Source organism: Larkinella sp. (assembly GCF_965227735.1).
Classification (GTDB): domain Bacteria; phylum Bacteroidota; class Bacteroidia; order Cytophagales; family Spirosomataceae; genus Larkinella.
Window position 1 is genome coordinate 7,089,064 of record NZ_OZ245776.1, and the last position, 12,783, is coordinate 7,101,846.

The 12,783-nt window shown below is 53.5% G+C and carries 10 protein-coding genes; 6 read left to right on the forward strand and 4 right to left on the reverse strand.

Annotated features, from left to right (window positions below; all coding sequences use genetic code 11):
• Position 1: 1 nt before the first annotated feature.
• The 4 genes from ACO064_RS27955 to ACO064_RS27970 all read right to left on the reverse strand — a co-directional run bounded on the left by ACO064_RS27955 (position 2) and on the right by ACO064_RS27970 (position 3,694).
• Complete coding sequence (locus ACO064_RS27955) at positions 2-2,188, reverse strand: PQQ-binding-like beta-propeller repeat protein (protein WP_421830485.1); 2,187 nt, start codon at positions 2,186-2,188, stop codon at positions 2-4.
• A 92-nt stretch (positions 2,189-2,280) separates the two neighbouring features.
• Complete coding sequence (locus ACO064_RS27960; protein WP_421830486.1) at positions 2,281-2,526, reverse strand: hypothetical protein; 246 nt, start codon at positions 2,524-2,526, stop codon at positions 2,281-2,283.
• A gap of 51 nt (positions 2,527-2,577) precedes the next feature.
• The gene (locus ACO064_RS27965; RefSeq protein WP_421830487.1) at positions 2,578-3,159 is read right to left on the reverse strand and encodes a dihydrofolate reductase family protein; all 582 of its coding nucleotides are present in this window, start codon (positions 3,157-3,159) and stop codon (positions 2,578-2,580) included.
• Positions 3,160-3,262: 103 nt separating this feature from the next.
• Positions 3,263-3,694, reverse strand: a complete 432-nt coding sequence (locus ACO064_RS27970; protein WP_421830488.1) for a VOC family protein — start codon at positions 3,692-3,694, stop codon at positions 3,263-3,265.
• A 139-nt stretch (positions 3,695-3,833) separates the two neighbouring features.
• Here ACO064_RS27970 and ACO064_RS27975 point away from each other — a divergent pair, with 139 nt between their 5' ends.
• The 6 genes from ACO064_RS27975 to ACO064_RS28000 all read left to right on the forward strand — a co-directional run bounded on the left by ACO064_RS27975 (position 3,834) and on the right by ACO064_RS28000 (position 12,776).
• The gene (locus ACO064_RS27975) at positions 3,834-4,814 is read left to right on the forward strand and encodes a GlxA family transcriptional regulator (RefSeq protein ID WP_421830489.1); all 981 of its coding nucleotides are present in this window, start codon (positions 3,834-3,836) and stop codon (positions 4,812-4,814) included.
• Between the two features lie 126 nt (positions 4,815-4,940).
• On the forward strand, positions 4,941-6,605 hold the full coding sequence (locus ACO064_RS27980; protein ID WP_421830490.1) for a CTP synthase: 1,665 nt from the start codon (positions 4,941-4,943) through the stop codon (positions 6,603-6,605).
• Positions 6,606-6,721: 116 nt separating this feature from the next.
• Positions 6,722-8,560 (forward strand): membrane protein insertase YidC, encoded by a 1,839-nt coding sequence (yidC, locus tag ACO064_RS27985; RefSeq protein ID WP_421830491.1) that lies wholly within the window; start codon positions 6,722-6,724, stop codon positions 8,558-8,560.
• A gap of 94 nt (positions 8,561-8,654) precedes the next feature.
• Complete coding sequence (locus ACO064_RS27990) at positions 8,655-10,379, forward strand: ABC transporter substrate-binding protein (protein WP_421830492.1); 1,725 nt, start codon at positions 8,655-8,657, stop codon at positions 10,377-10,379.
• Positions 10,380-10,475: 96 nt separating this feature from the next.
• Positions 10,476-11,759, forward strand: a complete 1,284-nt coding sequence (gene hemL, locus ACO064_RS27995) for a glutamate-1-semialdehyde 2,1-aminomutase (RefSeq protein WP_421830493.1) — start codon at positions 10,476-10,478, stop codon at positions 11,757-11,759.
• Positions 11,760-11,768: 9 nt separating this feature from the next.
• A complete protein-coding gene (locus tag ACO064_RS28000; RefSeq protein ID WP_421830494.1) occupies positions 11,769-12,776 on the forward strand; it encodes a glycosyltransferase in 1,008 nt (335 codons plus the stop codon).
• Positions 12,777-12,783: the final 7 nt, after the last annotated feature.

The following is a 12,783-nucleotide window of genomic DNA, read 5'->3' on the forward strand; positions in this document are numbered from 1 at the left end:
TTCATTTGGGTAATGCAAATGCCACAATAGAACCGGCCGGGTTTTCTTTGCTTCCGCCCACCGAGAGTGCGACGAATTGCCGGTTGCCACTGAAATACGTGCAGGCCGTTGCGTTGGCAACACCCGGGAGCGCGGTTTCCCACAGCAGTTTGCCCGTCGATTTGTCGAAGGCTTTCAATTTCTGATCCCTGGTTCCGCTGATAAAAACCAAACCACCGGCGGTGACGATGGGACCAGCAGAGCCTTCCAGCCCGGTTTCGGCCGCGCCTTTCTCCTGTAATTCCGGATGATTTCCCAGCGGAATCTGCCAGACGTAATCGCCGGTCGTCAGGTTAATCGCGTTGAGTGTTCCCCAGGGCGGTTTGATGGCCGGATGTCCTTTTGGGTCCCGGAAATGGCCGTAAGCTGTCAGATTCAGGTATTTGTCGGCCCCGGCCAGGGTCTGACCGGTTTCCATTTTGGTGGCTTTACCGGAGTTCTTTTCCCGGTCGAACAGGAAAGCGATGATGCCCTGTTCTTTCCCTTTAATGACGCTGGCAAAGGCCGGCATTTTGCCACCACCCTGTTTGATTTTGGCCAGCGCAGCCTCGCGGGTCATCCGGTTTCGGAGGCCGATCAGTGACGGATAGGTGGGCTCGTCGCCATTTTTGTCCTTTCCGTGGCAACTCACGCAATACGTCATATAAAGCGTTTTGCCCTGGGCAAAAACCGTCTGGTCTTTGGCTTCTTTCTCCGGATCAACTTTTTGCATCGACTGAATTTCCGGCGAATCGTTCGACTTGACATACAACACGCTCGTGGTCGGGTCATAGGCTGCGCCACCCCACTCGGCACCGCCCCGGGTTCCGGGCAGCATCAAGGTGCCTTTCAGATCCGGTGGGGTGAAGAGTCCCTCGTAGCGCATCGACCGGAATTTTTTAACGATGGAATCATGCCCCGCCGTCGAATACCGGGTCAAATCCGCTTCCGTCATGTGTTGACGGGCAAACGGTTTGGGCTTTAGCGGAAAAGGCTGCGTGGGCCAGGCTTCTTCGCCGGGGAGGTGAGAAACCGGCACCTTCCGTTCTTCAATCGGGAACAAGGGCTCCCCGGTTTCGCGGTTGAAGACAAATACAAAACCGTGTTTGGTCACCTGAGCTACGGCGTCTATTTTTCGGGGCCGACCGTCGGGGCCAGCACGTTCCACCGTGACCAGATTGGGCGGAGCGGGCAGGTCATAATCCCACAAATCGTGGTGGACGGTTTGAAAATGCCAGCGGTATTTCCCGGTTTTGGCATCGAGGGCCACGACACTGTTGCCATACAGATTTTTGCCTTTGCGGTCGGCACCGTAAAAATCGTAGGATGGCGAGCCCAGGGCCAGAAATACCATGCCGCGTTGGGTGTCGACACTCATGCCCGCCCAATCGTTGACGCCACCAGCGTATCGATAGGCGTCCTTCGGCCAGGTTTCGTAGCCGGGTTCGCCGGGCAATGGAATGGTGTGAAAGGTCCATTCGAGTTTTCCGTTCCGGATGTTGTAGGCCCGGATGTAGCCGGGTTGCGCCCCGTACAACTCCGACACTTCGGCTCCCATGATCAGCAAATCCTGGTAGACAATGCCGGGCGAAGTCGGTATGACCGAGATGGTTTCGGGAGCATCTCGCAGCCCGACGTTCATGCTCACCTGACCGTTTTTTCCGAAGCCCGGAACCGGTTTTCCCGTGCGGGCATCCAGCGCGAACAGCACATCGCCACCCGTTACCAGAATCCGTTTGTCCGCGCCATCTTCCCAATACGTAACGCCCCGGCTGACGCCCCCGCCAACCCCGCCGTCGAACGGATCGAACGACCATTTTTGCTCCCCGGTGGTGGCATCGACGGCATAAACCCGGTGCCGGGCCGACGTGGCGTATAACACACCGTCGATGATGATGGGGTTGCACTCACTGCTGCCAGGCCGCGCACCAGCCTGGGCGTCGTTCGGGTGAAACGTCCAGGCGGGTTGCAACTGGCTGACATTGTGGATCGTAATCTGATTCAGTTCGGAATAACTCGTGCTTTCGGCGTCGGCTTTGTAGAGGCTCCAGGTGCGGTTTTTATCGTCGTTCGACTGATAACCGGCCAGGAGCAGGAAGGCCGACAAGGCAAGAAAAAAGCCCAGTTTCAGACCGAGCCGGTTTTTAAAAAAGAGAGCGAGGTGGCGCATGGGAGGCTGCGATGAGTGACGGCTTCGTACCATACCATAAACAAAATGGCGCCTGATTTTACTCGTGAGTTCCGGTATGGAGTTGGCCCGGACTAAAAAATCCCGTGGGCTAGGGGAAAATCATCCGGCAGAACCTCCGCCGTAAACCCGAAATCCTGTACCAACGAAATCACGAAACCCGGTTCCACCAGACCGGTTGACGAGTGGATGCGCAGAATCCTGTCACAATCGTCCAGGTCGAAATTGGCGGTATACTGCGTAAACGTTTGATGGATGAGATCAAGAAGCCGGTTGGCATGACGGGCGTCCCGCACATTGGTTTTAAAAACTTCGACCATACTACCTGCGTTTGTCTTCATACCTGGGGGAACAATAACCCTGCCGAATGCCTACCGGGCTGGTTCAGGGTGGTAACAAAGAACCACAATGCCGACGCTGCTGACGGTGGTTTTCACTAATTTCAGCGTCAGTCGGTCGGCCATGTCCTGCCAGATCGGCAGGCCGGTTTTCAGGGCGACGGGGTTGATAAAAAGATGATATTCGTCGATCAGGTTGTCCTTGATAAAAGCCGAAACGATGCGGGCTCCCCCATAAATAATCAGGTCTTTGCCCGGCTGTGCTTTGAGTTCGGCCACTTCTTCGACAGGGCTTTTTTGAGTCAGCCGGGAATTTTTCCACTCAACCGTTGAAAGCGTCGATGAAAAAACCACTTTTTCGATTTCGTTCATCTGGTGCGCAAAGGCCAGATCATCCGGATTGGCATCGGGATTGGTGGCGGCAGTAGGCCAGTAATTCGCCATTCCCTCGTAGGTGATACGGCCAATCAGCATCGTGTCGGCGGAGTTGGCGAGATCGGCGGCATACTGATTCAGAACCGCATCCCAGTTCCATACCATCCAGTCCTGTTCGCCCGTTGGGCCGGCCACAAAGCCATCGAGGGTCATTTGCATCTGTAATTTCACCTTTCTCATGATTCAGTCAGTCGTACTCATCCGTGGAACAACGCCCGGTTTGAAGCCGGGCGCTGCTGATTTTAAAAAATGAGGAAGGTTGTTGTTACTGTTCAGAAATCGTTCAGGCGGCCGGTTTTTCATCAAAACTGATCATCCACTGGATACCAAAAGGATCGGTTAACATACCAAAATAAGCCCCCCAGAATTCTTTTTTCATTGGCAGCACGGCGACCCCGCCAGCCGAAAGTTTGCTGTAGAGAGTGTCCGCTTCTTCTTTACTGTCGGTGTCGATGGAGAGATGGAAATTGCTGCCCATGGTTACGGTATGACCCATCGATTCCAGGGCATCGGTTGCCATCAGAAGCGTTCCGGGGCCGAGCTGTAACGCAATGTGCATGATTTTTCCGGCCTCCGAGGCCGGGAGTTTTGCGCCTTCGGGCGTGTCTTTAAAACGTTGGAGCGCTATGAATTCACCCCCAAAAACCGACTTGTAAAACGTGAACGCTTCTTCGGTGTTGCCGTTAAAGTTCAGATACGGATTGAAAGTTGCCATGGTTGGAGTGCTTAGATTCGGGCGGTTTTTTCCGCCTTGCGTATAGTACAAACGTACGGGAATGATTTGACACCGGCAGGGGGCAAACGCGGCAATAAAAGGGGTTGATTACGACAATCCCTTTCCTTATTTTTGACGCATGAAGCACATATCGATTTTAGTCCCAAAAGGGGCTATTTTAGGTAGCCTGGAGGGCACCCGCCAGTTGTTTACGCAGGTCAACCAGTTTTTTGCCGCCAAGGGCCAACCGCCTTTGTTCCGGGTGCAACTGGTCGGTCTGACGAAAGAAACGCCCCTGAGTGGCGGTGCTTTTACGGCCCATGCGGATGCGGTTCTGGCTGACGTGCAGAAGACGGATTTGATCGTTATTCCCGCACTGGACGGTGATCTGCGACTGGCGATTGAAAAAAACCGGGCGTTTATTCCCTGGATCACCGAGCAGTACCGGGGCGGTTCGGAAGTGGCCAGCCTGTGTCTGGGTGCTTTTTTGCTGGCATCGACCGGTTTGCTGAAAGGCCGCCAGTGTGCAACGCACTGGCTGGCGACAAATGATTTCCGGCAGTTGTTTCCCGACGTAAACCTGGTGACCGAGCGGATTATCACCGACGAACTGGGCATCTATTCGAGCGGGGGGGCGTTCTCGTACCTGAATCTGATTTTGTACCTCATCGAAAAATACGCGGGCCGCGACATTGCGGTGCTGTCGGCCAAAGTCTTTGCCATTGAAATTGACCGGGAAACCCAGTCGCCGTTCACGATTTTTCAGGGGCAGAAAGAACACGAAGACGAGCCGGTGAAGAAAGCCCAGGAGTTTATCGAGAAAAATTTTCAGGACAAAATCACGATCGATCAACTGGCCGACATGCACGCCCTCGGACGGCGCAATCTGGAACGGCGGTTTAAGAAAGCCACCTCCAATACCGTCGCCGAATACATCCAGCGGGTAAAAATTGAAGCGGCCAAGAAGAACCTGGAAATCAGCCAGAAGAACATCAACGAAATCATGTACGAGGTGGGTTATTCCGACACCAAAGCCTTCCGGACGATCTTTAAAAAAATCACCGGATTGTCGCCCATCGAGTACCGCAACAAATACAACAAAGTTGCCGCCGTGGCCTGAGCGCACCACAGGCTGACCCTCAACCGCTTACTACCGGTCTGTAACTTTTTCCATCCTCATACCCACCTTTTCTCCGTAAGTTTCCCTACCTTTACATCCCGTAACAACCACATTTCGTTTTCAGACATGGCTCCATCCGGTCAGAAAACCGCTAAGTACATATTCGTTACGGGCGGTGTAACTTCTTCGTTGGGCAAGGGCATTATTGCCTCTTCGCTTGCAAAATTGCTTCAGTCTCGCGGCCTGTCGGTCACGATTCAAAAGTTTGATCCTTATATCAATATTGACCCCGGTACGCTCAATCCATACGAGCACGGCGAATGCTACGTCACCGACGACGGCGCGGAAACCGATCTCGATCTGGGCCACTACGAACGGTTTCTGAACATTCGTACGTCACGCGCCAACAACATCACCACGGGCCGAATCTACAACAACGTCATCACCCGCGAACGCAAGGGCGATTTCCTCGGACGGACGGTACAGGTTGTGCCGCACATTACCGACGAAATCAAACGCAACATCCGGCTGCTGGGCGAAACCGGTGAGTACGACATCATCATTACCGAAATTGGGGGGTGTGTGGGCGACATCGAATCGCTGCCGTTTGTCGAAGCTGTCCGGCAGTTGAAGTTTGAACTGGGCGAAAAAGATACGCTCGTCATTCACCTGACGCTGATTCCGTACCTGGCCTCGGCGGGTGAGCTGAAAACCAAACCGACCCAGCACTCCGTTCGGATGCTGCTCGAAAACGGCGTTCAGCCCGACATCATCGTGTGCCGCACCGAACACCCGCTACCGCCCGACATTCGCCGGAAAATTGCGCTGTTCTGTAACGTACAGGTCAATTCGGTGATCGAAGCCATCGACGCCGAAACGATTTATGACGTTCCGCTGCTGATGCGGAAAGAAAAACTCGACCAGCGGGCGTTGTACATGCTCGATCTGTACAACGATCAGGATGCCGATCTCGATAGCTGGAAGGAGTTTCTGGGCCACCTCAAAAATCCGACGGATTCGGTTACGATCGGTTTGGTTGGCAAATACGTCGAACTGCGGGATGCCTACAAATCCATCGCCGAGTCGTTCATCCACGCCGGGGCTAAAAACGAATGCAAGGTCAATATCGAGTGGATTCAGTCCGAAACGTTGGGCGATTTCGATCAGGTTTCAGAACGGCTTCGGGATCTCGACGGCATTCTGGTCGCCCCCGGTTTTGGCGAACGCGGCATCGAAGGCAAGATCAACGCCATCCGTTTCGCCCGTGAAAACGGGATACCGTTTCTGGGCATTTGCCTCGGGATGCAGTGTGCCTGCATCGAGTTTGCGCGCAACGTGCTGGGGTGGTCCGACGCCCATTCCTCGGAAATGAACGCAAATGCATCACACCGGGTTATCGACATGATGGAGAGCCAGAAAAAGGTGACCAACAAAGGCGGAACGATGCGGCTGGGCGCGTATCCCTGCAAAATCAAGAAAGATTCGCTGGCGTTCCAGATTTATGGAAAGTCGCCGATCAGCGAACGGCACCGCCACCGGTACGAATTTAACAATGAATTTATCAGCCAGTTTGAAAAAGCCGGGCTGGTGCCAACCGGGATCAATCCGGAAACCGGGCTGGTCGAAATTGTAGAGCTGAAAAACCACCCCTGGTTCGTTGGTGTGCAGTTTCACCCCGAGTTGAGAAGCACCGTGATGGACCCGCACCCGCTGTTTGTACATTTCGTGCGGGCGTCGATGAGTCACTCACAGGAGAAACGCCTGGTCGACACCACGGCGAGTGTTGGTTAAGCCTTTGCTTCTCCGTACTTTTGCGGACTAATTATTACGTTTAAAGTTTAAGGTTTAACGTTAGAAGTGCTCGTTAGCCACGTTAAACCTTAAACTTTATACTTTAAACCAAAGAAATGGATCGTAATCAAATTATTGGTATTGTATTGATTCTGGGGATGTTGCTGGGGTACCAGTTGTTAATGCCAAAGCCCGCCCCGGAAACAAAACCCCAACAGGAAACAGCCACCACTGCCCCCACGCCGGAAGCCGCCAAACAGGCGGAGCAGCCCCTCGACTCGGCAGCCTCCCGAATGATGTACGGCGATTTTGCAGCCGCAGCAACGGGCCAGAGCCAGGATATAGTCGTCGAAAACCCCGACATCCGGGTTACCTTCAGCACCAAGGGAGGACGCGTCAAAGAAGTTCTTCTGAAAAATTACAAAACGTACGACCAGAAACCGCTGGTGCTGCTCAATGAAGAAAGCAGCGAAATGGTGCTGGAACTGCCCACCAACCGGGGGAAAGTCAACGTCGAAAAATTGTATTTCGAAACGGCGACGCCACCCCGGACAACCGTTCAGGGAAACGCCCAAACCGTAACGTTCAAACTCGCCCTGTCGCCCACCGAATCCGTTGAACAGACCTACACCGTTCCGGCGAAAGGCTTCGTGGTCGACTACGATCTGAAACTGAACGGTCTGGATAAAATGTTGACCAACAATGATATCCGGTTCCTGTGGCAGGACAAGATGCGGCAGTTTGAAAACGATATGGCCGAAAACCGCAAATCGGCAACCATCAATTACCTGTCGGCCGACGAAAATTTCGATGGTCTGTCGGAAGGAGCCGCCAACCAGGAAGCAACGCTGGAGGAGCCGGTGCAATGGTTTACCATCAAGCACAAATACTTCCTGGCCGGGTTTATTTCGGAAAGCAGTCCGTTCAAAAAGCCGGTTTTCAAAACAATTGTGAACGAAGCGGATTCCAGTACGGTTAAAACCGCCATCGCCGACGTGCTGATTCCCATCGCCGATGTGAAGGCCGGCAAAGGCAATTACCGCTTCTATTTTGGCCCGAACGATTACCAGTTGCTCGACGAAGTCGCACCCGAATTCGACCGGAACGTTTACCTGGGCTATGCCATTCTGAAACCGGTGAACAAGTACTTTTTTGTGCCGGTGTTTAGCTTTCTGGAGAAATTCATTTCCAACTACGGCTTGCTGATCATTGCGCTGGTGGTGTTCGTAAAACTGCTGCTGACGCCTTTGACGTACCGTTCATACGTTAGCATGGCGAAAATGCGGGTTTTAGGCCCCGAGGTGAACGCGATTCGTGAGAAGGTGGGAGACGACATGGCCAAGCAACAGCAGGAAACCATGAAGCTCTATCAGCAGGTGGGCGTGAGTCCGCTGAGTGGGTGTATTCCGGTTCTGGCCACGATGCCGGTTTTGATGGCGTTGTTTTTCCTGTTTCCGAACCTGATCGAGTTGCGGCAGAAGGGTTTTCTGTGGTCGAGCGATTTGTCGACCTACGATTCGTTCATCAAATTTCCGTTTACGATTCCGTTCCTGGGTTCGCACCTGAGTCTGTTTACGATCTTCATGACGGCGTCGAGTCTGGCCTATGCCTACTATAACAACCAGATGACGCCCGCCCAGCCGAACAGCCCGATCAACATGAAAGCGATGAGCTACGTGTTCCCGCTGATGTTTATGTTCGTGCTGAACTCGTTCCCGGCCGGTCTGACGTTTTACTACTTTGTGTCGAACGTCGTAACCATCGCCCAGCAATTGCTGATTCGCAAGTTTGTCGACGAAGACAAGATCAAGGCGGTGCTGGAAGAAAACCGGAAGAAGTTTGCGAAGGGCGATGTCAAAAAATCGAAGTTTCAGGATTTGCTGCAACGCTCGCTCCAACAGGCCGAGGAAGCTAAAAAGCAGGCTGAAGAGGCCAAAAAACGACCGAAAAAATAAAAAAGATGACTCACTAATCCGTCTTCTTTCTAACAAAACCAACACGTCTGTGTTGGTTTTGTTAGTTTTGTGCCACGCTTCTTAATCCAGCCCCATGAACAGGTCTTTTGCTTTCCATACCGGTTTCAGGTCATTTAGCCTCTGTGTCCTTCTGTGGACGACCGCGCAGGCGGCTGTGGCCCAAACCGATAACGCTGAACGACGCTACCAGTATGCGGTACGCTTTATTCAGCAGAAAGACTATGTGAAGGCCAAAGCAGAACTCAAGCCGCTGACCGAGATCCGAACCAGTGCCATTGCGCCCTACGCACACTACTACCACGCGCTGGCCGATTTCAATTTGAAGCGATTTTCGGAAAGTCGGCTGATGTTGAAGCAGTTGATCGACCGGTTTCCGGACTGGAAAAAAATGGACGATGTTTATTATCTGCTGGGGGCGGCTTTTTTTGAAAACGGACAATACGAAGAAGGCATCGAAAACCTGGGCCGCATTGGCGATCCGGCTCTCAAACCGGACGTCAGCAAGCTCCAAACCTATTATTTCAGCCAGATCAACGATTTGAACCGGTTGAAGCTGATGCAGAAAGAATTTCCCAACAACCGCGAACTGGCGCTGGCCCTGATCGATCAGATTCAGCGGACCTCGACGGCTCCGGCCGACCTCGAACTGTCGGATCGGCTGACCAACCGGTTTGGTGTTCCGGGCGTTGCGCGGCCTGTTACGACCGAAGCGTCATCCAGCACGGCAACCGTTGCCCGACCGGAGAAAAACCGTAACAAGGGGTATTATAACGTGGCTGTACTGTTTCCTTTCCGGCTGAACGACATCAATCCGTACGACCGCGCCCGCTCGAACCAGTATGCGCTGGATTTGTACAACGGCATGCGGCTGGCGAAGACGAAATTGCAGTCGGAAGGCATTACAGTGAATCTGTTTGCCTACGATGTCGATAATGACGGCACCAAAATGACGACGCTGGTCAACAATCCGGGGTTCATTCAAAACGATTTGCTGATCGGCCCGCTTTACGCCGAACCCAACCGGATTGCCACGGAATTTGCCAACCAAAACAACGTGTTGCTGGTCAATCCGATTTCAACCAGTAGCGAACTGGTCGTCAATCAACCCCTGGCTTTTCTGGCCAGTCCGTCGCTGAACCAGCAGGCGCTGAAAACCGTCGCTTTCGCCCGGACGTTGTCAATGGTGAAAAAAGCGGCTATTTATTACGGAAATTCCCGGAAAGATTCCACGCTGGCGACCTTGTACCAGAACGAACTGAAACGAATTGGCTATGCGGTGCAGGATTTTCGGAAAGTCAGCAGCAGTGATCTGGAAACCATTCGCCTGTCGGAAACGAACAAACCCGGCCACATTTTTCTGGTGAGCAGCGACGAAAACACGGGGGCCAAATTGCTCCGGCTGCTCGCGCAACGGCAGGTGGAAGTCCCGGTGATTGCCACCTCGTCTGCTTTTAATTTTGACAAAGATCCACTGTCGATTTTTTCGAGGAATGATTTGTACCTGGTGTATCCCGAATTTGTCGATCCGGAGCGCCCCGGTTCGGACGAATTTGAGGAACTGTATCTGGACCAGCGTAACCTGATTCCGTCGACCTACGCGTACCAGGGGTACGATATGCTGCTGTTTTTTGGCCGGATGCTGGCCCGAACCCGCGGACAGATTACGAACCGGTCGCAACTCAAAGCCGCCCCCGAAGAAGGCTATCTGCTTTCCGGCTACGATTACACCGCCAGCAACGACAACCAGGTCGTCCCCATCGTAAAATACGACGGAACACGGTTTACACTAATTAAATAATTGCGAATGAGCGAATGAGCGAATGAGTGAATAACCTGCCGGATTCTTAGCACCTTATTCACTCATTCACTCATTCACTCATTCGCTCATTGAATCATGACAACGAGCGAGCAACTCTTCGAGAAAGCAAAGACATTGATTCCGGGCGGGGTGAATTCACCGGTTCGGGCTTTTCGGGCCGTGGGTGGAAACCCGGTTTTTATTAAATCCGCAAAAGGACCGTATCTTGTTGATGAGGACGGAAACCGGTACATCGAACTGATCAACTCCTGGGGGCCAATGGTGTTGGGCCACGCGTTCGAGCCGGTGGAAGAAGCCGTTCGGGAAGCGATTCAGCACTCGTTTTCGTTCGGCGCACCCACCCGCAAGGAAGTGGAAATGGCCGAATTGATTACCAACATGGTGCCGTCGGTCGAGATGGTGCGGATGGTCAACTCGGGCACCGAAGCCACAATGGCGGCTATTCGGGTGGCGCGCGGGTTTACCGGGCGCGACAAACTGATCAAATTTGAAGGTTGTTACCACGGCCACGGCGACTCGTTCCTGATTGCAGCCGGTAGTGGTGCCATTACGATGGGAACGCCCGACAGTCCCGGCGTCACCAAGGCCACCGCATTGGACACATTGACGGCTCCGTTCAACGATCTATACGCCGTTGAACGGCTGATCGACGCCAACGCCAACCAGATTGCCGCCATCATCCTGGAACCCGTTGTGGGCAACATGGGTTGCGTACTGCCCGAACCCGGTTTTCTGCAGGGCTTGCGGGAGTTGTGCGATAAAAATGATATTCTGCTGATTTTCGACGAAGTCATGACCGGTTTCCGGCTGGCCAAAGGGGGCGCTCAGGAGCGGTTTGGCATCCGGCCCGACCTCACCACGATGGGAAAAATCATCGGGGGCGGCATGCCGGTGGGGGCTTATGGCGGACGACGCGACATCATGAGCATCGTTTCGCCCGCCGGGCCGGTCTATCAGGCCGGCACCTTGTCCGGAAATCCAATTGCCATGTCGGCAGGTTTGGCGATGTTGCGGCATTTGAACGACCATCCGGAAGTCTACACGCGCCTGGAGGAACTGGGAACGCGGCTGACCGATGGCATTCGGGCCAGCATGGTCAAACTGGGGCTGGATTTTACAATTAATCACCTCGGTTCGATGTACACGCTGTTCATGACGGAGCGGCCGGTTTCTAATTTCGTCGATGCCAAAACCTGCGATTTGCCGTTGTTTGGACGGTATTTTCAGGCCATGCTGAAGCGGGGCGTTTACCTGGCACCCTCGCAGTTTGAGAGTCTGTTTCTCTCGGTGGCCCTGACAGACGAGTTGATCGATCAGGTGATCTGGGCGAATGAAGAGGCATTGAAGGAAGTTATTTAATCCCGTTCGATGCGTTTTTCCGTCATCATTCCCGTTTACAATCGCCCGGACGAGCTGCGCGAACTGCTCGAAAGCCTGAGCCGTCAAACCCGTGTTCCCGACGAAATCGTGGTGGTGGAAGACGGGTCCGTAATCCGGGCCGATGAGGTGGTTGAGTCATTCAAGAACCGCCTGAGCATTCACTATTTCTTCAAACCCAACGGCGGTCAGGGGTTTGCCCGCAATTCCGGTTTTGAACGGGCAACGGGCGATTATTTCGTAATTTTCGACTCCGATGCGCTGGTTCCACCGCATTATTTTGCCGCCGTCGAGCAGCGGTTGCAAACGGACTGGCTGGATGCGTATGGCGGCCCCGATGCGGCTCACCCCAGTTTTACGCCCATTCAAAAAGCGATCAGTTATTCGATGACCTCGCCTTTTACGACCGGCGGTATTCGGGGCAGCAAGAAGAACCTCGGCGGTAAATTTCATCCGCGCAGTTTTAACATGGGTTTTTCGCGGCAGGTTTACGAGAAAATCGGCGGGTATAAAATCAGCCGGATGGGGGAGGACATTGAATTTGCGATTCGCATTATTGACAACGGCTTCAAAACCGGTCTGCTCCCGGAAGCCTTCATTTACCACAAGCGCCGGACGAATTTCGGGCAGTTTTACCGCCAGCTCCGGTTTTTTGGCCGCGCCCGCATCAACATCGCCCGGTTTTTTCCGTCAGAACTCCGGCTGGTGCACACCTTTCCGGCCTTGTTTACGCTATTCGTCTTCTCGGTGCCTGTCTGGTATTTCGTTCATCCGGTTCTGTTCGGACTGGCGGTTTCAGTGTTGCTCCTGTTCTCTGTGCTGATTTTTGTCGATGCCGTGCGGAAAGAAAAGAGCCTGAACGTAGGGTTTTTAAGCATTGGAGCGGCCTTTGTGCAGCTCATTGGCTACGGCGTCGGTTTTTTGAGCGAAGGCTGGAAACGACTCCGCGAGCCGAAAGGCCACCAGGAAACCGGTGCCAATATGGAATATCCATCATAATTCCTAT